Annotated in this window: 22 protein-coding genes and 2 pseudogenes; 3 read left to right on the top strand and 21 right to left on the bottom strand. The window is 42.6% G+C overall.

What is annotated here, in order from left to right; all coding sequences use genetic code 11:
• The first annotated feature begins 12 nt into the window (after nucleotides 1–12).
• Nucleotides 13–939: a cation diffusion facilitator family transporter gene (locus DXA18_RS07825; RefSeq protein WP_118383426.1), complete on the top strand. Its 927-nt coding sequence runs from the start codon at nucleotides 13–15 to the stop codon at nucleotides 937–939.
• A 140-nt stretch (nucleotides 940–1,079) separates the two neighbouring features.
• On the opposite strand, the gene DXA18_RS07820 is transcribed toward DXA18_RS07825, so the two are convergent.
• Nucleotides 1,080–1,319, bottom strand: coding sequence for a hypothetical protein (locus DXA18_RS07820; protein ID WP_118383425.1), 240 nt, complete (start codon nucleotides 1,317–1,319; stop codon nucleotides 1,080–1,082).
• Nucleotides 1,320–1,434: 115 nt separating this feature from the next.
• Here DXA18_RS07820 and DXA18_RS07815 point away from each other — a divergent pair, with 115 nt between their 5' ends.
• Nucleotides 1,435–2,022 (top strand): 50S ribosomal protein L25, encoded by a 588-nt coding sequence (locus DXA18_RS07815; RefSeq protein ID WP_118383424.1) that lies wholly within the window; start codon nucleotides 1,435–1,437, stop codon nucleotides 2,020–2,022.
• 52 nt (nucleotides 2,023–2,074) lie between these two features.
• Here the strand turns inward: DXA18_RS07815 and DXA18_RS07810 are convergent, their stop codons facing one another.
• From DXA18_RS07810 to DXA18_RS07715, 20 genes and pseudogenes are all read right to left on the bottom strand, one after another.
• Nucleotides 2,075–3,289 carry an LL-diaminopimelate aminotransferase gene (locus DXA18_RS07810; RefSeq protein ID WP_118383423.1) on the bottom strand — a complete coding sequence of 405 codons (1,215 nt, stop codon included), beginning with the start codon at nucleotides 3,287–3,289 and terminating at the stop codon, nucleotides 2,075–2,077.
• 27 nt (nucleotides 3,290–3,316) lie between these two features.
• Nucleotides 3,317–4,153 carry a diaminopimelate epimerase gene (gene dapF, locus DXA18_RS07805; protein WP_118383422.1) on the bottom strand — a complete coding sequence of 279 codons (837 nt, stop codon included), beginning with the start codon at nucleotides 4,151–4,153 and terminating at the stop codon, nucleotides 3,317–3,319.
• A gap of 60 nt (nucleotides 4,154–4,213) precedes the next feature.
• Nucleotides 4,214–4,762, bottom strand: coding sequence for an ANTAR domain-containing response regulator (locus DXA18_RS07800; RefSeq protein WP_118383421.1), 549 nt, complete (start codon nucleotides 4,760–4,762; stop codon nucleotides 4,214–4,216).
• A 57-nt stretch (nucleotides 4,763–4,819) separates the two neighbouring features.
• Nucleotides 4,820–6,147 (bottom strand): annotated as a pseudogene (gene glnA, locus DXA18_RS07795) (type I glutamate--ammonia ligase).
• A gap of 162 nt (nucleotides 6,148–6,309) precedes the next feature.
• A complete protein-coding gene (locus DXA18_RS07790; protein ID WP_118383420.1) occupies nucleotides 6,310–7,173 on the bottom strand; it encodes a pyridoxamine kinase in 864 nt (287 codons plus the stop codon).
• A gap of 105 nt (nucleotides 7,174–7,278) precedes the next feature.
• The gene (locus DXA18_RS07785; protein WP_118383464.1) at nucleotides 7,279–8,589 is read right to left on the bottom strand and encodes a sensor histidine kinase; all 1,311 of its coding nucleotides are present in this window, start codon (nucleotides 8,587–8,589) and stop codon (nucleotides 7,279–7,281) included.
• A 33-nt stretch (nucleotides 8,590–8,622) separates the two neighbouring features.
• The gene (locus DXA18_RS07780; RefSeq protein WP_118383419.1) at nucleotides 8,623–9,297 is read right to left on the bottom strand and encodes a winged helix-turn-helix domain-containing protein; all 675 of its coding nucleotides are present in this window, start codon (nucleotides 9,295–9,297) and stop codon (nucleotides 8,623–8,625) included.
• Entirely contained in the window at nucleotides 9,294–9,944 is a 651-nt protein-coding gene (gene phoU, locus DXA18_RS07775) for a phosphate signaling complex protein PhoU (protein ID WP_118383418.1), read from the bottom strand. Before phoU ends, DXA18_RS07780 begins: the two co-directional genes overlap by 4 nt.
• Nucleotide 9,945: 1 nt before the next feature.
• Entirely contained in the window at nucleotides 9,946–10,695 is a 750-nt protein-coding gene (gene pstB, locus DXA18_RS07770; protein ID WP_118383417.1) for a phosphate ABC transporter ATP-binding protein PstB, read from the bottom strand.
• Between the two features lie 21 nt (nucleotides 10,696–10,716).
• Nucleotides 10,717–11,577 carry a phosphate ABC transporter permease PstA gene (pstA, locus tag DXA18_RS07765; RefSeq protein WP_118383416.1) on the bottom strand — a complete coding sequence of 287 codons (861 nt, stop codon included), beginning with the start codon at nucleotides 11,575–11,577 and terminating at the stop codon, nucleotides 10,717–10,719.
• Nucleotides 11,570–12,463 (bottom strand): phosphate ABC transporter permease subunit PstC, encoded by an 894-nt coding sequence (gene pstC, locus DXA18_RS07760; protein ID WP_118383415.1) that lies wholly within the window; start codon nucleotides 12,461–12,463, stop codon nucleotides 11,570–11,572. The genes pstA and pstC overlap by 8 nt, the downstream gene beginning before the upstream one ends.
• Nucleotides 12,464–13,390, bottom strand: a complete 927-nt coding sequence (locus DXA18_RS07755; protein WP_118383414.1) for a substrate-binding domain-containing protein — start codon at nucleotides 13,388–13,390, stop codon at nucleotides 12,464–12,466.
• Nucleotides 13,391–13,571: 181 nt separating this feature from the next.
• The gene (locus DXA18_RS07750; RefSeq protein WP_118383413.1) at nucleotides 13,572–14,294 is read right to left on the bottom strand and encodes a GTP pyrophosphokinase; all 723 of its coding nucleotides are present in this window, start codon (nucleotides 14,292–14,294) and stop codon (nucleotides 13,572–13,574) included.
• 265 nt (nucleotides 14,295–14,559) lie between these two features.
• On the bottom strand, nucleotides 14,560–17,025 hold the full coding sequence (locus DXA18_RS07745) for an ABC transporter permease (RefSeq protein ID WP_118383412.1): 2,466 nt from the start codon (nucleotides 17,023–17,025) through the stop codon (nucleotides 14,560–14,562).
• On the bottom strand, nucleotides 17,022–17,693 hold the full coding sequence (locus DXA18_RS07740; RefSeq protein WP_055158435.1) for an ABC transporter ATP-binding protein: 672 nt from the start codon (nucleotides 17,691–17,693) through the stop codon (nucleotides 17,022–17,024). Before DXA18_RS07740 ends, DXA18_RS07745 begins: the two co-directional genes overlap by 4 nt.
• A gap of 108 nt (nucleotides 17,694–17,801) precedes the next feature.
• Complete coding sequence (locus tag DXA18_RS07735) at nucleotides 17,802–18,938, bottom strand: sensor histidine kinase (RefSeq protein WP_117910142.1); 1,137 nt, start codon at nucleotides 18,936–18,938, stop codon at nucleotides 17,802–17,804.
• A complete protein-coding gene (locus DXA18_RS07730; RefSeq protein WP_028088187.1) occupies nucleotides 18,911–19,600 on the bottom strand; it encodes a response regulator transcription factor in 690 nt (229 codons plus the stop codon). The genes DXA18_RS07735 and DXA18_RS07730 overlap by 28 nt, the downstream gene beginning before the upstream one ends.
• Nucleotides 19,601–19,895: 295 nt before the next feature.
• Nucleotides 19,896–20,356 (bottom strand): annotated as a pseudogene (locus DXA18_RS17370) (cob(I)yrinic acid a,c-diamide adenosyltransferase).
• A gap of 206 nt (nucleotides 20,357–20,562) precedes the next feature.
• Complete coding sequence (locus DXA18_RS07720; RefSeq protein WP_118383411.1) at nucleotides 20,563–21,627, bottom strand: PTS transporter subunit IIC; 1,065 nt, start codon at nucleotides 21,625–21,627, stop codon at nucleotides 20,563–20,565.
• An 88-nt stretch (nucleotides 21,628–21,715) separates the two neighbouring features.
• Complete coding sequence (locus DXA18_RS07715; protein ID WP_118383410.1) at nucleotides 21,716–22,234, bottom strand: transcription repressor NadR; 519 nt, start codon at nucleotides 22,232–22,234, stop codon at nucleotides 21,716–21,718.
• Nucleotides 22,235–22,336: 102 nt separating this feature from the next.
• Here DXA18_RS07715 and DXA18_RS07710 point away from each other — a divergent pair, with 102 nt between their 5' ends.
• Nucleotides 22,337–22,603, top strand: coding sequence for a hypothetical protein (locus DXA18_RS07710; RefSeq protein ID WP_118383409.1), 267 nt, complete (start codon nucleotides 22,337–22,339; stop codon nucleotides 22,601–22,603).
• Nucleotides 22,604–22,655 lie beyond the last annotated feature (52 nt).

Here is a 22,655-nt window from a genome sequence, read left to right as displayed (position 1 = left end):
AGGAGGCAATTTATGCACGTAGGTAAGAAAATGCAAAAAAGGGAAAAGTCTGCCATGTCTGTATCACTGTATGGCAATCTGGTCTTTGTCGTCATTGAACTTATGATGGCACTGGTCACCGACTCTCAGGCAGTACTTCTGGACGCTGTCTATGATGGCGTAGAATTCTGTATGCTGCTCCCTTCCATTTTTCTGATTCCATTACTATACAAGCCCTCTAATGAGGAGCACCCATTTGGATATATGCAGATTGAGACCATCTTCGTTGTTGTTAAGGGGATCACCATGACAGCAGTTACCTTTGGTCTGATTTTTAACAACATCAACCTGATGCTGCACGGCGGTCATATTGTATCCTTCCACACCGTTGCCGGATTTGAATTATTTGCCTGCATCTTAGGTATCATCGTAACCGTTTATCTCTATTATAAAAACAAACAAATGGAATCACCGCTTATCAATATGGAAATGCAGGGCTGGCGGATTGACAGCTTTATCTCACTCGGTATGACCATTGCTTTCCTGCTGCCAATGCTGATCCCATTCGACTGGTTCCAACATATCGTGCCGTATCTTGATCAGTTAATCACCATTGTACTCTCACTGGTTATGATACCAACACCGATCCACACTGTAATCACAGGTATCCGTGATCTGATGCTGATTCCACCGGAAGAAGAAACCATCGATGATATCAAAGAAACCATCGAACCGATCATCGGCGTATACGGGCACAAAAACCTGTATTACGATATCGTCCGCACCGGAAGAAAGCTCTGGATCAGTGTCTACATCAGTTTTGAAAAGGACATCGTATCCCTGTCCAAATTTAAACAATTACAGGATCAATGTATTAAGGCACTGGCTTCCAAATATTCCGATTTCTACTTTGAACTTCTGCCAGATATAGAATTTACCGGAATTGAAGATATTGAATAAACTCCGGCAAAAATCTGTTGACAGCTTTTTATCCAAGTGTTATATTATATGCATACAAACCAAAGGCGGTTTTCCAACAGGAAAACTGCCTTTTTGTTTTGTATCATAAAAAAGGTTGCTATTGCAGAAATGCCGAAGTATCATTTTCCCCAAGAATGATCTCCGGGCAAACTCCAATTCATATATACTTTTCTCCTTTGGGAGAAGCATTCCCCAAGCTTTGTATATAGCACTGCAGAGCAACAAAAACCTCTCAATGACATACCAAAAGGAAGAAGCACGACATCTTCATGTCGTGTTTTTTCTTGTCTTCGCTCATCACTTTTTTGTGCATTATGCACGATTTTATATATTATTTTTTTCATTTCTTGGTTAATCATACTTTTTCTTCGGTGCTATAATGTGCTTGTAACAAAGAAAACCTACTTAACACACCTCTTTGAACAGCAAAGTTGAAGGATGCTAAGCAGATCAGATTTTTGGAGGAAAAGATAAATGAATACTTTAAAAGCTGAAAAGAGAAGCATGGACATCAAAGCAAAGAAATTAAGAAGAGAAGGTTTCGTTACCGGTAATGTATTTGGCAAAAAGCTTGCAGAATCCATTCCAGTCAAAATCGAGAAAGCTGCAATTGAGAAGTTACTGAAGACAAGCCACAAAGGTAGCCAGATCATGTTAGATATCGACGGTGAGTCTTATCAGGTACTGATCAAAGATGTAGAATATAACCCGTTAAAGGGTCAGGTAGATGAGATTGACTTCCAGGCACTTGTAAGTGACGAAAAAGTTCATTCTGTTGCAGAGATCGAACTGGTTGAACATGAGAAGGTAGTATATGGAGTACTGGAGCAGTTCCTTGAAGAAATCCAGTTACGCGCACTTCCTGCTGCATTGGTTGATAAGATTGAGATTAATGTCGGTGAGTTAAAGGTCGGTGAATCTATCAAAGTAAAAGATTTGCCAATCTACCAGAACAAAGACATTGACATTCTGACAGATCCGGAAGCTACTATCGTAACCATCCAGGAGGTACACAATGCTCCTGAAGCTGACGAGGAAGCTGAAGAAAGCACAGAAGCATAATTTCATATTTGCGATCAAAAAAAGGATTCCAGTTGTGGAATCCTTTTCTTAATTATAATGCTTTGATTCTTTCGATCGCTGCTACAGTATTCTCATATGAACCGAATGCTGTCAGACGGAAATATCCTTCTCCGCTCGGTCCAAATCCGGATCCCGGAGTTCCTACTACATTGGCATTCTCTAATAAGTAATCAAAGAATTCCCATGAAGTCATCTTATCTGGTGTCTGCAGCCAGATATATGGTGCATTCACACCACCGGATACGTTGTATCCCGCACTCTTCAGTCCTTCGTAAATAACCTTCGCATTGTTCATGTAATAAGCTACCTGCTCTTTTAACTGCGCTTTACCGGCATCTGAGTATACTGCCTCGCCGGCTTTCTGCACGATATACGGAGCTCCGTTGTACTTAGTTCCGTGACGTCTTGCCCACAGAGAGTGCAACATAACATCACCCTGCTTGATATCCTTCGGAATAACCGTTGCCCCCAGACGTACGCCGGTAAATCCTGCATTCTTAGAAAAGCTTCGAAGCTCGATCGCACATGTTCTTGCTCCCTCACACTCATAGATTGTGTGTGGCACATTGTCCTCTGAAATATATGCTTCATAAGCCGCATCGTAAATAATAACTGCGCCTACTTTATTCGCATAGTCTACCCACTCCTGGAGCTGATCCTTTGTGATCGTAGAGCCGGTCGGGTTGTTCGGGAAGCACAGGTAAATAATATCCGGTGTCTCCTTCGGAAGTTCCGGTGCGAAGTTCGTCTCTTTTGTACATGGCATGTAGATTACATCACTCCATGTCTCTGTCTTTGGATCATAAGTACCGGTACGTCCTGCCATAACATTCGTATCCACATATACCGGATATACAGGATCACATACAGCAATCTTATTATCTTTAGCAAAAATCTCCTGGATATTACCAGAATCTCCCTTTGCACCATCCGAAATAAAAATCTCATCAGCCTTAATATCGCAGCCTCTGTCCTGATAATCATTCTTAGCCATTGCTGTTCTTAAGAATTCATATCCCAGATCCGGTGCATATCCGTGAAATGTCTCTGCATGAGCCATCTCGTCTACTGCTCCGTGCAGTGCATCAATGATCGCCGGTGCTAACGGCTGTGTCACATCTCCGATTCCAAGACGGATGATGGATTTATCAGGATTCGCCGCAGAATATGCAGCTACTTTTTTACCGATTGTGGAAAACAGATAGCTTCCCGGTAACTTCAGATAATCTTCGTTCACTTTAAACATCTTGTGTATCTCCTCTTTTTATTACTTTTATACAGTAACTATTCCGTCATATACAGTGACTGCCGGTCCTGTCATATACATCTTTCCATCAGCCTCATCCCATAAGACGGATAATTCTCCACCTTTTAATTTTACCGTAACATGACGTTCTGTCAAGTCATTTAATACACCTGCCGCTGCTACTGCACAGGCTCCCGTACCGCAGGCAAGAGTTTCCCCGGCTCCACGCTCCCATACCCGCACAATCATGTGCTCTCTGTCCACCACCTGAGCGAATTCCACATTTACCCGTCTCGGAAAACGTCCATGATATTCAAACTCTGGGCCAATCTGTGCAAGATCCAGTCGTTTTACGCTGTTTACCCAGACTACTGCATGCGGATTTCCCATGGATACACCAGTCATCCGATATTCCATATGACGGATTGAGATTGGCTCCTGCACCACTCTGGTGTGTTCCGATATAATAGGAATCTTATCTGCCTGGAAAATGGGATATCCCATATCTACGGTTACCTGAGATATTTTATCTTCTTCATCCGTCTCCAGCCACAGCCTCCGCATACCTGCATCTGTCTCAATGATAAGTTCTTTCTTCTTCGTCAGTCCTCTGTCATAGACATACTTTGCAAGGCAGCGGATTCCATTGCCGCACATTTCAGCTCTGGATCCATCTGCATTATAAATATCCATTCGAAAATCTGCTCTTCTTGATGGCAGAATAAGGATCAGCCCATCTGCCCCAACGCCAAAATGCCTGTCACTAAGCCTTTCCGCAAGCCTTTCCGGTTCTCTGATGTTCTCTGTGATTCCATTTACATAGATGTAATCATTACCAAGTCCATGCATCTTCGTAAAATACATCCGCAGCACATTCCTTCTATAATAATTTTCAAAAATGCCTCGACATTCTTGCTGCTATACTTATTCTGACATGATGCTAAGTACCATCTCAGCCGTCTCTACGATATTATTACCACTGTCCATACTGCACTTCTGCAGATATCTGTGTGCTTCCTCTTCAGTCATATTGTTACGGGCCATCAAAAGTTCCTTCGCATCTTTGATCAGTTTCTGCTGCTTCGGATCTCTCTGTGATCGCTCTTTCTTTCGTTTCCTGCGTCTGCGATCCATCGCCTGAAGCATCATATTCATCGTGTTAAGAAGGTCATATACCTTGATCGGCATATTAAGTCCTACTACACCTTCCATATTATCTCCCTGCCATTTTTCCGGTGACGCTACCAGAAGCATCTCAAATTCTTTCGGAAGGTATTCCCGTAATTCGGTATACAGCATATCTGCCAGCTTATAGCCGCATACCACAATTCCCTCATCCAGAAGTTCTGTATAGTGCAGTACCTGAGCGCCCGTAGTACATACTCCGATGACTTCACAGCCGCCACGGGTCAGAATATTACGAATATTGATTGCATTATCTTTATTTGGAAATACAACAATAACATCTGCCACACTTACACCCCCTGTCGATCCACTCTGCTGTCCTCATTATTATCTAATAAGGGAAGCTTAGATCACACGGAGATATTTCTGAATTTCCCATTCTGTAATCTGAGCGCGGTATTGTCTGTACTCTTCTTTCTTCGCCGCAATGTATTTCTCAGCCAACTCTTTTCCAAGCACGTCTTTGATAAATGTATCCTTTTCAAATTCTCTGGCCGCTTCCAGGAGACTTCCCGGCAATGAGTCAATTCCCATCCGCTCACGTTCCTTCTGTGTCAGTTTGTAAATGTTGGTATCCACACTCTCCGGCGGCATAATCTCATTGCGGATGCCGTCCAGTCCTGCTGCCAGACACACTGCCAGTGCCAGATATGGATTTGCTGACGGATCCGGACTTCTGAGTTCAATTCTGCTCTCCTCGCCACCTGCCGGGATCCGGATCAGCGGTGTACGGTTGGTCTCAGACCATGCGATATATACCGGTGCCTCATAACCCGGAATCAGTCTCTTATAAGAATTTACCGTTGGATTGGTAATAAATGTAATCGCTTTCATGTGCTTCATGATACCACCGATAAAGTAATATGCCTCTTTACTGAGTCCCTTTTCGTCAAAATTGTCAGTGAACACATTGGCTCCATCTCTGTTCAGCGTCATATTCAGATGCATACCTGAACCATTGGCTCCCAGATTCGGCTTTGGCATAAATGTTGCATGAAGTCCATGCCTCTTGGCGATAGTCTTAACCACCAGCTTAAATGTCATGATATTATCAGCTGTAGCAAGTCCTTCGTCATAGCGGAACACGATCTCGTGCTGTCCCGGCGCAGCTCATGGTGGGATGCCTCAATCTCAAATCCCATATCCTCCAGGGTCAGCACCATATCTCGTCTCGCATTTTCCCCAAAGTCCAGAGGTCCCAGATCAAAATAGCTGGCATTCTCATGGGTCCTGGTTGTCGGCTGTCCATCCTCATCTGTCTCAAACAGGAAAAATTCGCATTCCGGTCCTACATTAAATTCATAACCGTCTGACCTGGCATCTTCCAGCACTTTCTTAAGTACATATCTCGGATCACTGTCAAACGGTGTACCATCCGGGCGGTGTACATCGCAAATCATACGCGCAACCTTGCCCTGCTGCGGTCTCCATGGAAAGATCTCAAATGTATTCAGATCGGGGTACAGATACATATCAGACTGCTCAATTCGCGCAAATCCTTCAATAGATGAGCCGTCAAACATGCACTTATTATTCAATGCTTTTTCCAGCTGGCTGGTTGTAACCGCCACATTCTTCATAGTTCCGAAAATATCCGTAAACTGGAGACGGATAAACTCCACATCCTCTTCTTCTACCAGACGAAGGATATCTTCTCTCGTATAATTATTCATAATGGATACCTCCTATATTGATTTTTACTCATGTTGCCGTGATTTTATAACGTGATATATTAAGAATATTTCCAAATACCAAATAAGGGCATTCTTCACCTAAGAAAAACGCCCTTGTTTTGTATGAGATTATTATAGAGATATGTGGACTTTCTGTCAATCTTAACCTGATGTAATATTTTTCGGGAGCAGCATTCCCAGATGCTGTTCAAATTCTGTTCCGGCAACCTCTTCCACCTGATCCACTGCCGAGTCACGCATAGCTGCCTCGACAAATCTTCCTGCCAACATGCACAAGTCTCTTAAGCTGTCTCCACGCACCACACCACCGGCAATGATCGATGCAAAAAGATCGCCTGTCCCAGAGTAACTTCCTCCGATATACGGAAATGCGATCAGTTCACATTGTTCTTGATCAATGATCAGATTACCGATCTTCGCTTCTCCGTTCTCCACCAGATGAATCCCTGTCACAAGAATATGCTTCGCACCTTTCTGCAGCAGACTGTCAGCCATCTGATGCAGCACTTCTATCTTTAATTCTCCCGGCAGTCCGCATACGGTCTCATAATCTGCCTCTGTAAGCAGACACAGCTCCGTAAGATTCGGTGTAACTACATCTGCCTGACAGGCAAGTGCCTTCATCTTCTCAAGAAGCCCATCCGTAAACATATCATACTTTACGCCGTCATCTCCCATGACCGGATCTACCAGAAGAAATGTATCTTCCCTTCGAAATGTCTCCAGAAATTCAAATATCCGGTCAATCTGTGCTTCACTTGCTACGAATCCTGTATATATTCCATCAAAATGTGCACCAAGCTTCTCCCACTCGCTGCGTATATATTCCATCTTATCAGTATAATCATCCAGATAATAACTCGGATAACCGGTCTGTGCACTCAATACCGCTGTTGGCAAAGGACACGGCTGCACTCCCATTACGGATATCACCGGAATCGCTGCTGTCAGTGAGCATTTCCCAAATCCAGACAGATCATTAATTACTGCTATCTTCTTTGTCATCGGTCTATTCGTCTCCCTGTTCGTTAATAGATCCTTTCAAATAGAAAAGGACCAACACTGTTATAGTAACAGCATCGATCCTTTGATGTCAATGTCTTAACTTTGTCAGAATACTAACTCCATGCGGGTTCCCTCACCCAGTTTACTTTCCACATGCACCTCGCCATGATGAAGAATCACTCCATGTTTTACAATAGAAAGTCCAAGTCCGGTACCACCTCGTTCTTTGGAATGGCTCTTGTCCACCCGATAGAATCTTTCAAAAATCCGGTCTATCTGATCCTCGGGAATGCCAATGCCATTATCTGTGACAACGACCTTTTTTCCCTGTAAGGTATTGCCCGCCCAGACACTTACTTTACCGCCGGGATTATTATACTTGATCGCGTTCTCAGTAATATTATAGATCATTTCATCCAATATCTGACGGATACCTGTGTATTTTACACTTTCTCCCGTCAGCTCCAGACGCACCTGATTCTTTGCTGCCTGCGGTGCCAGACGACTGATGATCTCACGGGAAAGTTCGTACAGATCTACCTCTTCTTTCTCCAGTTCCACACGCCCCTCATCCAGTCTGGATAACTTGATGATATCTTCTACCAGCGTAATCAGACGGCTTGCTTCCTGATAGATTTTCTCTGAAAAGTGCTGCATATCTTCCGGCCTTACTAAACCATCTTTCATAATCTCTGCATAACCAGATATAGAAGTCAGTGGTGTCTTAAGTTCGTGAGATACATTCGCTGAAAATTCACGACGCATCGCTGCCACTGCTTCCTTCTCCTTGTTGGACTGTTCAATTCTCTTAAGAAGTGGCTGAAGTTCCGGATACATTTCCTGTTCCAGCGGTTTCTCCAGATCCAGTGTATTGATCGGACGAATCAGACGTTCTATCTGCCATTTAGACAGAAGCCATGCTGTTACAATCATAATCAATGCCAGAAATATCATAAATGGAAGAATGTGAAACGCTGATTTCATAGCTGAATTCATCGTCCTCGATACACGAAGTACGGTGCCGTCTGGCATCTTTTCCGCATAATAGCACATTTCTTCTCCGATCGTATCTGACTTACGGATATCCTCTCCCTCTCCTTTTGCAAATGCTTTCTTTACCTCCGGACGATTCTTATGATTTTCAAATGTGTGCTCATCTTCTGTTGAATCATACAGCACAGTTCCCTCTGCACTGATCCATGTAATTCTCGTATTAGCCCGCACTTCATCCATTTGATTCAGATATTCCGTACCGGAAATCTGCACTGCCTTGCTAATATAATCCGCCTCACGGTGAATCTCTTCTTCTACCGTGGTAACTGTCTGACGGTACATAATTCCTGTTAAAAATATATATGCAATTACCAATGTTGCGGTGAGAACAAATACCATGCTGTGCTGCATCTTCTGTCTCATAGGCTGTATTTTCTGTGTCATAAAACTCTTCCTTTATTCGCTGATCCGGTAACCTACACCCCGGACTGTCTCAATCATATCCCCTGCTGTGCCAAGCTTCTGGCGCAATGTACGGATATGTACGTCTACGGTACGTGTCTCACCATCAAAATCATACCCCCAGATCTCTTCCAGCAGCTGATTTCTGGTAAGTACAATATTCGGATGCTCCAATAATCTCCGCAGTAATTCAAATTCCTTTAACGTAAGCTGCACCGGTTCTCCATTTACCAGAATCTCATGCTTCTTCACGTCCATCTCAATTGCACCATGTACAACTTTCTGTGGGCGTTCATCCCTCTGTCTCTCTACACGTCTGAGTACCGCCTTAACTCTGGAAATCAGTTCCATCATACCGAAAGGCTTACTCACATAGTCATCGGCTCCCAGATCCAGACCGATTACTTTATCGTATTCTGCTCCTTTAGCTGTCACCATAATCACCGGAATATTCCGGGTCAATGCATCTGCCTTTAACTGCTTTAAAAGCGTCAATCCATCCTCACCTGGCAGCATGATATCCAGCAAAATAAGCTCTGGCAGTTCAACTGCCAAAGCTTTCTTTAATGCTTTACCATCCTCAATCTCTTTTGCTTCAAATCCCATCGTCTGAAGGGTGTATGCTACCAATTCTCGGATATTCGCGTCGTCCTCTACACAATAGATCATATATGGCTCTCCTTATGCACTCCTGTAATTGAAAATTCTACCCATTCTGCAATATTGGTCGCATGATCTCCGATTCGCTCCAGATACTTGGATACCATGATCAGGTCAATTGCCGTACTCCCATCTTCGTCCCCGGCACTGATCAGACGCATCAGCTTCTTCTTCACCGTCTCAAACAGCTCATCTACCGCGTCATCCTGCCCAATAACTTCACGTGCAAGTTCCAGATCCCGCTGAACATAAGATGCTACGCTGTCATGCACCATCTTCGAAACAGCCGATGCCATCTTGTCAATCTCAGGAATCTCATTGGTCTCATTCATTCCTGCAGAAATAATAATCTCTGCGATATCAGATGCCTGATCTCCAATTCTCTCCATATCCGTGATCATTTTGAGTGCTGCTGAGATCTGTCTCAGATCTCTCGCTACCGGCTGCTGCTGTAATAATAAACGCAGGCAGAGACGTTCGATGTCTTTCTCCATATGATCGATCTCATGGTCTGCCTCAACCACATTCATCGCCTGATTCGAGTCTCCGTTACGCAGTGCCTTCGCAGCTCTGCTGATTGCGACCTCACACAATTCACCCATGTGGGTCAGCTGACTGTTCAATGACTCCATCTGTCTGTCAAATCTGTTCCGCATCTTATCCGAACCTCCCTGTGATATAATCTTCCGTCCTCTTATCAGAAGGAATTGAGAATAATTTCTCTGTGTCGTTGTATTCAATAACCTCTCCAAGCAGGAAAAATGCAGTATTGTCAGATATGCGGACTGCCTGCTGCATATTGTGTGTTACCATGACAATAGTATAGTCTTTTTTCAGTTCTGCCGCAAGGTCTTCAATCTTCGAAGTAGAAATAGGGTCCAGTGCAGAAGTTGGTTCATCCATCAGAAGTACTTCCGGCTGCACTGCCAATGCTCTCGCGATGCAGAGTCGCTGCTGCTGTCCGCCTGACATACCAAGTGCGCTCTTCTTCAGACGATCTTTGCATTCATCCCAGATTGCCGCATCGCGGAGAGACTTCTCCACGATATCGTCAATCTTTGCTTTTGAACGAATACCGTGTGTTCTCGGTCCATAAGCAATATTATCATAGATGCTCATCGGAAATGGATTCGGCTTCTGAAACACCATTCCCACACGTTTTCTCAAAAGATTCACATCCATATTATGAAAAATATCCTCACCATCCAGTGTTACTTCTCCTTCAATTCTGCATCCTTCTACCAGATCATTCATTCTGTTTAATGATTTTAAAAGTGTAGACTTACCACATCCTGACGGTCCGATAAATGCTGTGATTTTATTTGCTTCGATATCCAGATTAATATTCTTCAATGCATGAAAATCACCGTAATATAAATCCAGATCCTTAATCTTTATCTTTCCCATTTCGAAATTATACTTTCCTTTCTATGCTTTTGTCAGCCTCTTCGCCACAATACCTGACAATGTATTGATCACTACTACCAGCACCAACAAAATGACTGCTGTTGCATACGCCTGATCCATATACAGACCTTCACTCGCAAGCAGATACATATGCACTGCCAGTGTCCTTCCTGATCCCAGTACACTTGAAGGTACCTGGGCTACCGAACCGGCCGTATAAATAAGTGCTGCTGTCTCTCCCACAATACGTCCGATCGCGAGGATCACGCCCGCCAGAATACCAGGCACGGCAGACGGCAGAACAATATAAAATACGGTATGCAATTTACCTGCTCCAAGTCCAAAGCTTCCTTCCCGGTAAGAATCCGGAACAGACAGAAGTGCTTCTTCCGTTGTACGCATAATCAGAGGAAGAATCATGATTGCCAGCGTAAATGCTCCGGACAGAAGCGAAAATCCCCAGTGGCATGTACTTACAAAGAACAACATTCCGAACAATCCATATACGATAGATGGAATACCTGACAGAGTCTCTGTAGTAAGTCTGATAATATCCACAAATCTATTGCCCTTCCCAGCATATTCAGCCAGGAAAATCGCTGAAAAAATACCAATCGGCACTGCCAGAAGCAATGACAGCAATGTCATAATAACAGTATTGATCAGTGCCGGCATCAATGATGCATTCTCCGAATTATAGTGCAGAGAGAATAGCGACGGTTTCAGGTACGGTACGCCATGTACCAGAATATATATGATCAAAAAAATCAATACCGTAAATGTAATAAGTGCCGCCAGTTTTACCAGAAGCATCATAATAAGCGAAGCCGGATGGCGCAGATAAGAATACATCTTCTGTGAAAAATCATTTTTCTTATTCATAATCTGCCCTCCTCTTCAATATTGCTACTGCTGCATTAATAATCAGAATAAATACAAAAAGTACAACTCCTGTCGCGATCAATGCTTCTCTGTGAAGATCTGCTGCATACCCCATTTCAATGACAATGTTGGCTGTCAGGGTTCGTACACCTTTGAATATACTTCCTGTAAGTCTTGGCTGGTTACCGGCAACCATAATAACTGCCATGGTCTCTCCGATCGCACGTCCGATACCTAATACAACTCCTGCCAGAATACCTGACCTGGCCGCCGGCAGTACTGTGCGGAATATACTTCTTTCGTGTGTTGCGCCAAGCGCAAGTGAACCTTCATAATACTGTGGTGGCACAGCACGGATTGCAGACTCTGTGACTCCGATGATCGTCGGCAGAATCATCATTCCCAAAAGCAAGGATGCTGTCAAAATACTGTTGCCATTTCCTGATTGTCTGATAATGCCTGCATGCTGCAGGGATTTGGCAATGTTCCTTATCCACGGCACCAGCACGACCAATCCGAAAAAACCATATACTACGGAAGGAATACCTGCCAGAAGTTCTGTTGCCATCTTCAGTGGACGATAGATCTGCTTCGGACAATAATGTGCCATATATACGGATGTCAGGATACCGATCGGCACTCCAAAAATAATCGCTCCGGCGGTCACATACAGACTTCCTACGATCATTGGCAGGATACCGAAGATATTGTTTTTCGGTCTCCATAATGTCCCGCTTAAAAATTTTCCAAATCCGATCTCTTTCATCGCCGGGAGCCCATTTGCAAAAAGAAATATACAAATAAGCGCTACCGCCAGCACCGAAGCGCAGGCGGCAATAAAGAATACGCCCCGCATGAAAGATTCTTTCCATGCATTATGTTTCATTTATTTGGCTACCTCATCCCATGTAAGTGTTTCACCAGTGTAGATGCTCTTTACCTGATCGCTGCTCAGCTCATCAATCGTGCTATTCTTGTTTACAATAACTGCAATACCATCTGTAGCAATTACCTGTGCTTTCAGTCCTTCAGAAAGTTCTGTATCTTTCAGTTCTCTTGATGCCATACCGATGTCATAGGTTCCATCGATTGCTGATGTCATACCTGTTGTGGAATCAGTTGTCTGAAGTTCAATCTCTGCATCCGGATTGTTCTCTTTGTATGCCTCGATCAGTTTCTCCATCAGAGGTGATACAGAAGAAGATCCACCAACTACGATTTTTCCTGAAGGGTTAGATCCTGAAAATGGCTCTGCATTGTCATCAGAAATATATCCGTTCTCAGCTACAACAGCCTGACCTTCTTTACTGAGGATAAATGAGATAAAGTCTTTTGCAAGTTCGCTTTCACTTCCTTCTTTTGTTGCAATGTTAAACGGTCTTGATACTTTGTAATCTCCACTCTTTACATTATCAGCAGTTGCTTCAGCTCCATCAATCTTAACTGCCTTTACGCTGTCATCCAGAGCTCCGAGTGATACATAACCAATCGCATAATCATCACCGGCTACTGTTGTCAGCATAACGGATGTACTGTTAGTGATCTGAGCCTCATCGGTAGTATTGTCAACCTTCTCATCTCCGTTTTTTTCTTCAATGCCGAACAGTTCGATGAATGCTCCTCTTGTTCCTGATCCATCTTCTCTGGATACCACACTGATGTCATTTGATGCATCCCAGTCAGAAGAAGCTTCCGTCTTACTATCTGAGCTGCTGTCAGACGATGTATCACTGCTATTATTTCCGCATCCTGCAATCATTCCTGTCACCATGGCGCATACGCCAGCTACTGCTATAACTTTTTTTAATTTCATCTTTTCCATACTCCTTTTGTTCTGTGTTTTTGTGTTCTTCACTTCACATTTAGAATCATACAAGTGCTATGTTAAATCTGAAATCCAGGAAATGTTAAATGCAAGTAAAAGATAGCTATTCAGAACCTCGTAACGCAAAAAAACTCCCGCTCTACAAAATGTAAAACGGGAGCCTATGCCCTTAGACACTTCCTGTACGTTCTAATAACTCTTCCTGCTCTTTCAGCATATTATCAGCCACTTTTTCCTGCGGCTCTGCCTGCGTCTCCTGATTGGCGACACACGCAAGGATTGCTTCATTTAACTGAAGCATCTTATCATCCAATGTTGCTACCATATCAGCACACTCTTTCAAATCCCTGCTGATATAATCCGGCGCATTGCCCTCAAACTTATAATATATCTTATGTTCCAGACTTGCCCAGAAATCCATTGCAATCGTCCGTATCTGGATCTCCACCTTCGTATCGACAACACTGTCTGACAGGAAAATTGGCACTGACACCAGCATATGATAACTCTTATATCCGCTTTCTTTCGGATTCTTAATGTAGTCCTTGATTGACAACACCTTGAGATCTGTCTGATTACCTATCATCTCTGCCAATTTATATATATCAGAAGTAAAAGAACAGATCAGACGCACACCTGCAATGTCATTCACATACTTCACCATGTTCTCGATTGATGTCTCGTGTCCGTTGCGCTTTAGCTTTTTAACAATACTCTCCGGGGTCTTAATTCTTGTCTTGATGTGTTCGATTGGATTGTAACTATGTACATGCTGAAATTCATCATTTAAAATCTCCAGCTTTGTACCCACTTCCTTCAACGCTGACGTATATAAAAACATCACCGTCTTCCAGCTGTCTACATCCTCATAATTACGAATCGCTGTCTCCATACTGTAATAATCCTCTCCTCTCTACGGAAGAGTCTTAACGTACTTACTTGTTTTTAGTATAGCACAATTGTTGGAGTTTGTCATAAAATTCACACTTTTTTAAGAATGTCATTTGATATGCTCCCTTCTAAGTAGACAAGAGAAATAATAAAATCTTGTTTATTTAGAAGGGAGCTTTCTTTATGGCACGGCGGTCCTTTTAATCATATTGGGCAATTCTGTTTTTTATAGCGTTTCCCTTTGTATATATGATGTTTTTAATATATTACTCTGCATATCGTATCCGATCAATCAAACTCAATTTTCGGAAATTTGCAGATACTCCATATGTGAGCAGTACCTGTAAAAAGGCAACCACACAAATCAAAAGCACTGCTGGGACCACTGGAAAATGATACTCACTGATCTGAAACATGTGTTTGGTTTTTGCATAAAGAAATGCACCATATCCTACAAGACTTCCAATGCCCACAGAAACTGCCAATGTTCCCAAAGTATAGATGATTCCTTCCAGTTGCAGCATACGGATCAACTGTTTTTCAGACATTCCTATCGCCTGTATCATTCCAAGCTCCCGCCTTCTTGTGTAAATACTGTTCATCATAGTGTTCACAAGATTCATGATTCCAATTCCACCCAGAATAATCAGAAATGTATAACACAAAACGCTCATCAACCGCATCTTCTTTTCCCACTCCTGAAGTTGCTCTTCATAACTTCCTGTCACCAGGTATTCACTGTTGTCGGCAAGTGCCTGAAGTTCCTGATATGCACTGTTCTTTTTCTGATCATTCACTGTGATTTCCAGTGTGTAGTTCAGATTATTGGGATTCATTTTTTCCAACACTGATTGGGGCAGATAAAATGAACTTCCGCCAAGGCTTTCATAGTAATCTCCGATGGCTCCTATCTCAAAAGTCTTTTCTACCTGGTCATCTCCCATATTCAAAACCATCTTCAAGGAATCTCCCACTTTCAGTTCCGGGAACCAGTATACCATATTAGCAGACATGAGGATTTTATCTCCTTTTTCCAATTCTTCATATGTCACATGTCCTTGTATCTCTCCTTTTTCCAGCGTTTCTGCATAAGATGCATCCAGTCCAATAATATCCGCGCCCCAAATTTCACCATCCATAGATAGTTTCGGAATTTCGCCATTCATAAATGTTTTTACCTTTACCTCTTCCACACCGTCTACATCACGAACCTGATCAATAAACGCTTTCGTCAAGGGGTTATTCTGCTGAACCTGTCTCCAGTCTCTGTCCGGATTCATTTTGTCCCCACCCCATGTTTCCAATTCAATTTTATAATCAGATTCAATATCCTTTCTTGCAATTTCTTTCGGTGCCGCGCAAGATAAAATAGTTGCCACAACCATGAACAGAATACCAGTTGCTCCTAATGTAACAATCGTAATCCCAGTCCTCTTTTTATTTCTTGCCATATTTGCTTTTGTCAAACGAAAAATCGTGAGATTCTGATAGCCTTTCCGTACTTTTTTCCCACGTTTTTCTAACCCCTGATAACGCATAGCCTCAATGGGCGAAACTTTGGCAGCAATTCGCATCGGTTTTGCCAAAGAAACTGCGGAAGTAAAGAGCACCGCCATAATGGTAATCGCATAAATCCACCAGTGCAACAAAGATACCTCACCATTTTTTACAAGTTCTGCTGCTACCTGCATTAGAGGGTCTTCGCCTGCCATAAAAGTAATCATCTGTTTCATAATCCATCTGGACAGGAAACTACTGATAAGCAATCCTACAGGGAGGGCAAGCGCCGTAACCAGCATTCCTTCACGGAATACCATCTGCCGAATCTGTCTTTTGGTGGAGCCTATGGCTTTTAATTTTCCATATTCCTGTACTTTTGGTATCATAGACACATAATAAATACTGTAAATAGTCAGGATTCCTGCTAAAACAACCATAACGATTACCACGATCATTCCTTTTACAAATGACGGATCCGTATAATTTGCAACCAAATACTCTCTGTTTTCTACCACATTTCCCTCAGGTACACCAAAATCCTCTCCGATTTCTTTTCCCCTCGCTTCGATTTCATCTGTTGTCATATGCTCTGCATCTGCCAGACGGAACATCACACGATATTCTCTGTCTGCTTCCGGTATCATCTGTTTCGCATATTCCATGGAATTCATCACAAAATACATTTTCTTTTCTTTATTCAAATCAGAAGATTCCATAAAGCCACAGATGCGGAAAGTGTCTTCTTTCGCATATCCCATACCGTCTTTTTCGTAAATTTGGTATGGAATCGTGATTTCATCACCCAATTTCCCCTGAATTCCCAGTTCCTCTAAAACTCCCTTGGAAACAACAATATCTTTTTCATTTTTTGGGAAAGTTCCTTCTTCTAACTCCGCTTTGTTCAACCGAATCCCATTATTATCCATAGCGGTCATAATGATTGTGGCATCATCATCTATAATCTGTCCCAAATCCATTCTCAGACCGATTTCTTCTATATCATTATGCACCTGAAGTGCTTTGGTGTTTTTCTCGGAAACTTGGCGGAACATAATATGGTAAGTTGGATAATAAGCATCCACCGATGCAAGCTGTACGCGGATCATTCCATATCCCACCGTTAAAACAACAAATATCAGAAACGTAGTCAGTGCAATGGCGCATCCACATAAAAAGTTTCTTCCTTTGTTCTGTTTTACATTGGCAAGCGCTGTTTTTGTTACTGTTTTCATGCTCTCACCACCTTACCGTCTTCAATGACAATCATACGGTCAGCCATCTGCGCAATGGTCTCATCATGCGTGATCATAACCAGTGTCTGCCCATATTCTGAAACACAGGATTTCAACATAGAAATCACTTCTAACTCCGTCTTGGAATCCAAATTTCCTGTTGGTTCATCTGCTAAAATAATCGCCGGGCGGGATGCCAACGCTCTTGCAATAGCAACCCGCTGCTGTTGCCCACCAGAAAGAGTATTCGGTAAGGATTTCAATTTATCCTCCATTCCGATTCTACAGATAATATCCATAACATACTCTGTATCCACTTTCTTTCCATCCAATCCAATGGGTAGCACAATATTTTCCCAAACATTTAAGGATGGTACTAAATTATAACTTTGGAAAATAAACCCAATCTTTCTTCTGCGGAACACTGCAAGTTTTTCATCTTTCAGTTTAAAAATATCTCTTCCTTCTATCAAAACCTTTCCGGAATCAGGACGGTCCAATCCTCCCAGCATATGAAGAAGAGTACTTTTTCCCGATCCAGAACGTCCTACAATTGCTGTAAATTCACCTGGTTCGATTATTAAATCTGTATGGTCAATAGCTTTCACCAAATTATCGCCTTTTCCATAATATTTCACAAGATCTCTTGTTTCTAATATTGCTTTCATAAACTTTGAAGCCTCCTTTTTCTTTGCTAATGTCATTCTATCAATCCCGTCTTACAGCAGGCTTACAAAAAGCATAACAATTTTGTAAGAAATCTTTTTTTCAGAAATCTATTTCTTTGGTAATGTCACCACAAAATTATTACCGCCTTCAGGTGCTACTTTTACACAAATCGTGCCTTTCTGCTCTTCCAAAATTTTTCTGGCAAGATAAAGTCCAACCCCAGAGCCCTCCTGTTTTTTTACATACTCTTGGTTTCCTCTGTAAAAACGCTGAAATACCCGATGCGCCTCTTCTGCCGGAATACCTGTTCCCTGGTCGATAAATTCCAGCATCATGCAGGTAGCAAGCTCTGTTACCCGAATTCGGATTTCTGTATGCTCCGGCGAATACTTTACTGCGTTGTCTAAAATATTTACGAACACTTCTCCTGTCCATTTCGAGTCGTGTACAATTTGCACATCCTGAAATTCATCCAGAGAAATATCTATGGATTTTTCATACGCTTTCATATACACACTGTTTACAGCCTGTACCAATGTATTTTTCAGACTGCCCATCTCTGGCTGAATCTGAATCATCCCAGATTCCAATCTGGACACATGAATCAGTGAATCCAAAAGATTTTCCAGTCTTTGAATTTCATCCCATTCCTTTTTATAAAATTCTTCCCGTTCCTCCCAGGTTAAATCGGCAGACCCCGCCAGTTCACAACTCATCTTCAATGAAGCAATCGGTGTTTTCAATTGGTGGGAAATATCTGTAATTAAAGATTTTGTATTGTTTTCTTCTCTGGAAAGTTTTTCTCTTACTTTTTCAAAATGATTCTGCAGTTCTATATATTTTTCCCGAAGTTCTTCCTGGTTATTTTCATCTTGCTGCCGGTCTCTTTTATTTTGCAAAAACAAAACCCATGAAACTCCAAGTCCTGCCACAAAAACCATCGCCATTCCTATTCCATATGCAGCAAAAGTTTTCACGCTTCTCCCATCAAAAGGAGTATACCCGTAACGCTCCTCCAGCTCTTTCCCCGCTTCCTCTTCCTGACGATTTCTTTGCTTTCCTCTGTCAAATAACTCTATATACTCCGTCTCCTGTTCCGGATGGGACAGCACTAACGCCCCTAATTTCCCCTGCTCTTCCTTGTATAAACTATTTCCTGCCAGAAACAGCAACAATATCTCTGTCACAAACAGAAAAAGCAGCCCTGCTGCCAGAGCTACTCCTGTACGCTTTCTTCGGTCCATATATATCCCATCCCCCTTACATTTTGTATATAATCATTCCCGATTTTTCCTTTCAATCGGCTGATATTTACAGGAACTGTATTATCGTCTACAAACTGCCCGTCAACATCCCAGACATACTCTAAAATCTGTTCTTTTGATAAAATCTGCCTTGCGTTTTCCATAAAGTAAATCATTATCTGAAGTTCCTTTTTACTTAATGTCAAAGGAGTCACTCCATCAGCATTTCGTTTTAACGCTCTCATTTCTCCATAATTTACTTCGATATTTCCCGATAAGATTCTGTTGTGTCCGCAGACTCCTTCCATTCTTCTCATAAATGCCTGAACTTTTGAAACCAGTACCATCAGGCTGAATGGCTTTGTAATATAATCATCCGCCCCTGCATCATAGCCGTTTACCATATCAATTTCCGAATCCATTGCCGTGAGAAACAGTACAAAGACTTTGCTCTTATTTCGAATCTTCCTGCAAAACTCCAGTCCGTTTCCGTCCGGCAGAGTAATATCACTGATTACCAGATCTATTCTATTTTCATCAAACAATTTTTCTGCCTCTGAAATCTGAAAAGCGGAAAAAACCTGATACCCTTCTTTCTGCAGTTTTAGCGCGATTCCACGGTTCAGATTCTCATCATCTTCCAATAACAAAATTGTCCTCATTTCATCTACCTTCCTAATCTCCTAACATGATAAACAATCACATTTTACCACACTCCTCCAAAACTGCATAGTATCCACCTGCTCTCCAGAAAAGAAAAAGGACCGCTGCACCTCTATTTCCGTGGACTTCTTTTTTTGTACGCTTCGCGTTAAAGCAGATCGCTTCGCGCTCTGTCACGGCAATTCGCATTCCGCAACTACGTTGCTCCATGCTCATTTCCGTGAGAATCGAAAAAGGTTAGATACCTTGGTGTGCAAGCACCCCGGTATCTAACCTTTTCCTCTTCTTTTAACGCTAAAACTCTATTCCTTCTCTGGCGGATCTTCCTGTGTCGTATGGATGTTTTACTTTGGTCATTTCGGTGACGTAGTCGGCGCATTCGAAGAGTGCGTCGGTCATGTGATGACCTGTCATGACAATCTCGAGTCCGCGTGGTTTGTGTTTTACGAATTTTACCAGTTTTTCTTCGCTTAACAGTCCCAGATCTACTGCACAGACTGCTTCATCCATAACCAATACATCGAAGTTGATGCAGAATTTGGCAATCTCATCGAGTGCTTGGTGTTGTAATGTCTGTATTCCGCCTTCTCTTCGCTGTTCATCTGATTATAAAACTTGGTATGGCGTTTGCCTGGAAGTAATGTGATATTTGGAATCATCTCCAGTGCTTTTCGCTCGCTGGATGAATTATCTTTCATAAATTGGAATACAAGTACCTTAAGTCCGCTTCCTGCAGCACGTATTGCCTGTCCCATGGCAGCTGTTGTCTTTCCTTTTCCGTCTCCGTAATAAATGTGAACGAGTCCTGTTCCCAGCATATTTCCCCCTACTTTCTCTATGTTGCTCTTTCTTACTTATCTGATTTTTCGGATTATTCAACGCCTTTTCTCCACTGATGAGCAGACTCATATGGATTTGGAACGTTTAAACCCTAGCATCATATATCTTAGGGGGTTATTTCTTATAAGTCAAGCTTCATATCGCCATACTTGATCCATTCTTTCTTGCGCATGAATTCTGAGATTGCCAGAGTTACAATTGCCGGCAGTACAATCTGGATCACCAGAATCTTGATCAGTACTACCATCGGTGCCTCTGTGGCAACCATAGTCTGCCATGTCATGATCTGACCGACCAGTCCTGCTGTTCCCATTCCGGAACCGGTTGCATTGCTTGTCATATGAAGCAGCATCGTTCCCACAGGTCCTAGGATTGCACTGGACAAAATGGCCGGGAGCCAGATTACTGGCTTACGTACGATATTCGGAACCTGCAGCATAGAAGTACCAATTCCCTGTGCCAGAAGTCCCCCTACTTTATTCTCACGATAACTTGCCACTGCAAATCCTACCATATTGCAGCAGCAGCCTACAGTTGCAGCTCCTGCTGCCAAACCTGACAGATTCAGGATAATACCGAGTGCTGCGGAACTGATCGGCAGCGTCAGGATCATTCCCATCAATACTGATACTACGATACCCATAATAAATGGCTGTTGTTCTGTTCCCCAGTTAATGAGCGATCCAAGCCACGTCATAAATCCTGTGATCGGTGGTCCAAGGATCAGTCCTACCAGCGAGCCAGCGCCAATCGTCACTAACGGTGTCACCAGAATATCAATCTTTGTCTTACCAGTTACTAACTGTCCGAGCTCAATGCCTACGTATGCAGCAAGAAATGCACCTAATGGCTCTCCCGGTCCTGCATAGACCATCGTACCTTCCACTAATACGGTACCAGCCAACAGTTTACTTGCAAATGCACCAACCATTCCGGCTGTTGCAGAAGATACCACTACCAGCTGACTACATCCAAACTTATATGCTACACCAATGCCGATGCCAGCTCCCGTCAATGAAGCCGCAACTTTTCCGATCACGAAGATCATATCCCCGATCGAGCCGCCGATCAATGTGCCAATCTGTTGAATGATTGTTCCAATGATCAGTGTTGCAAATAATCCCTGCGCCATACCGCTCAAACCATCAATAAATATTCTGTCAAATATTTTTCTGCACTTTCCCATAACAAAATCTCCTCATATCTACTCTCTATATTTGCATTTACAGCAAATTACAGTTGTCTTGTCACGTGGAAAGTCTAACATATGAACTTTATGAAATCAAGAATTGTTTTTCTTTTAACCCTTCTTCTACCAGATCCAGAATCCGGTCCGATTCCGCTTCAATCGTATGAAAATGAATATCTCCGGTCAGTTCTTTTAACGGTCTGGCTGTATTGCCAAGAAGCTTCTCCATAAATTCATCCACATCCCGTCTGCTATTGATAAAGAGATCCACCGATATCTGACCATATAATTCATGCTCAACAATCACATCCAACACCTTCGCCCCGGCATCCACAATACAGTAAAGCTCATCCCGCATCTGCTCATCCGTATGCTTCACTGCTACCACTCGCTTACAGGTCAACTTATCCTCCTGCTTGCCGTATAACATGTAGCCTCTGTTAGTAGATAAAATATTCCTATTCGTTGCACGCAGAAGTGCGATATCTTGCACGATTACCTGTCTGCTGACACCAAGCCTCTTTGCAAGGCTTGTACCGGACAATGGATCTTTTTCTGTATTTAAGAGTTCCATGATTTCTTTTCTTCTCTTATCTCCGTCCATATTTTTCACCTCTTGCTACATTGTTACACACCTATATCCATAAATGCAAGTCTTGACATTTACAGAATCTCCTCTTATGATACGAACAGGGAGGATGGACATATGTTTCGATTATGGGCTAAAGAATTTAAAGACAACCGAATGCTCCGCGACACCACAATCTGTGATGAATCTGAGGACACCCGCACACATAAGGTATTTCATGCATTGGACGAGGTCTGTTATGAGTTTGACCTGAGTAAGCCGATCTGGCTGGACAGCACCATCCAGGAATTCAAGCGCCACGCCAAGGCAAGATTCTATCAGGATAATTTTGTAGATTCCATTGATTTTGATTATCTGGAGATTCAGGTAATTGAAGAAGATTAAATAACAAACGGGAAGAGCTTCTATTTTATTGAAGTTTCTTCCCGCTTTTGTA

Source organism: Dorea sp. AM58-8 (assembly GCF_003464045.1).
Classification (GTDB): Bacteria; Bacillota; Clostridia; order Lachnospirales; family Lachnospiraceae; genus Claveliimonas; species Claveliimonas ammoniilytica.
The sequence above is the reverse complement of the archived record's forward strand: the minus strand, read 5'-3'. Positions and strand labels throughout refer to the sequence as shown.

Bases quoted from the DNA above. Each gene is read 5' to 3' on its own strand.
- DXA18_RS07715 (WP_118383410.1), bottom strand. From the start codon at position 22,234: ATGGACGGAGATAAGAGAAGAAAAGAAATCATGGAACTCTTAAATACA.
- DXA18_RS07720 (WP_118383411.1), bottom strand. From the start codon at position 21,627: ATGGGAAAGTGCAGAAAAATATTTGACAGAATATTTATTGATGGTTTG.
- DXA18_RS07735 (WP_117910142.1), bottom strand. From the start codon at position 18,938: ATGGACCGAAGAAAGCGTACAGGAGTAGCTCTGGCAGCAGGGCTGCTT.
- pstA (WP_118383416.1), bottom strand. From the start codon at position 11,577: ATGAATAAGAAAAATGATTTTTCACAGAAGATGTATTCTTATCTGCGC.
- DXA18_RS07710 (WP_118383409.1), top strand. From the start codon at position 22,337: ATGTTTCGATTATGGGCTAAAGAATTTAAAGACAACCGAATGCTCCGC.
- DXA18_RS07785 (WP_118383464.1), bottom strand. From the start codon at position 8,589: ATGAGACAGAAGATGCAGCACAGCATGGTATTTGTTCTCACCGCAACA.
- DXA18_RS07740 (WP_055158435.1), bottom strand. From the start codon at position 17,693: ATGAAAGCAATATTAGAAACAAGAGATCTTGTGAAATATTATGGAAAA.
- pstC (WP_118383415.1), bottom strand. From the start codon at position 12,463: ATGAAACATAATGCATGGAAAGAATCTTTCATGCGGGGCGTATTCTTT.
- pstB (WP_118383417.1), bottom strand. From the start codon at position 10,695: ATGGGAAAGATAAAGATTAAGGATCTGGATTTATATTACGGTGATTTT.
- DXA18_RS07730 (WP_028088187.1), bottom strand. From the start codon at position 19,600: ATGAGGACAATTTTGTTATTGGAAGATGATGAGAATCTGAACCGTGGA.
- DXA18_RS07820 (WP_118383425.1), bottom strand. From the start codon at position 1,319: ATGATTAACCAAGAAATGAAAAAAATAATATATAAAATCGTGCATAAT.
- DXA18_RS07755 (WP_118383414.1), bottom strand. From the start codon at position 13,390: ATGAAATTAAAAAAAGTTATAGCAGTAGCTGGCGTATGCGCCATGGTG.
- DXA18_RS07810 (WP_118383423.1), bottom strand. From the start codon at position 3,289: ATGTTTAAAGTGAACGAAGATTATCTGAAGTTACCGGGAAGCTATCTG.
- phoU (WP_118383418.1), bottom strand. From the start codon at position 9,944: ATGCGGAACAGATTTGACAGACAGATGGAGTCATTGAACAGTCAGCTG.
- DXA18_RS07780 (WP_118383419.1), bottom strand. From the start codon at position 9,297: ATGATCTATTGTGTAGAGGACGACGCGAATATCCGAGAATTGGTAGCA.
- DXA18_RS07825 (WP_118383426.1), top strand. From the start codon at position 13: ATGCACGTAGGTAAGAAAATGCAAAAAAGGGAAAAGTCTGCCATGTCT.
- DXA18_RS07815 (WP_118383424.1), top strand. From the start codon at position 1,435: ATGAATACTTTAAAAGCTGAAAAGAGAAGCATGGACATCAAAGCAAAG.
- DXA18_RS07790 (WP_118383420.1), bottom strand. From the start codon at position 7,173: ATGACAAAGAAGATAGCAGTAATTAATGATCTGTCTGGATTTGGGAAA.
- dapF (WP_118383422.1), bottom strand. From the start codon at position 4,153: ATGTATTTTACGAAGATGCATGGACTTGGTAATGATTACATCTATGTA.
- DXA18_RS07745 (WP_118383412.1), bottom strand. From the start codon at position 17,025: ATGAAAACAGTAACAAAAACAGCGCTTGCCAATGTAAAACAGAACAAA.
- DXA18_RS07750 (WP_118383413.1), bottom strand. From the start codon at position 14,294: ATGGAGACAGCGATTCGTAATTATGAGGATGTAGACAGCTGGAAGACG.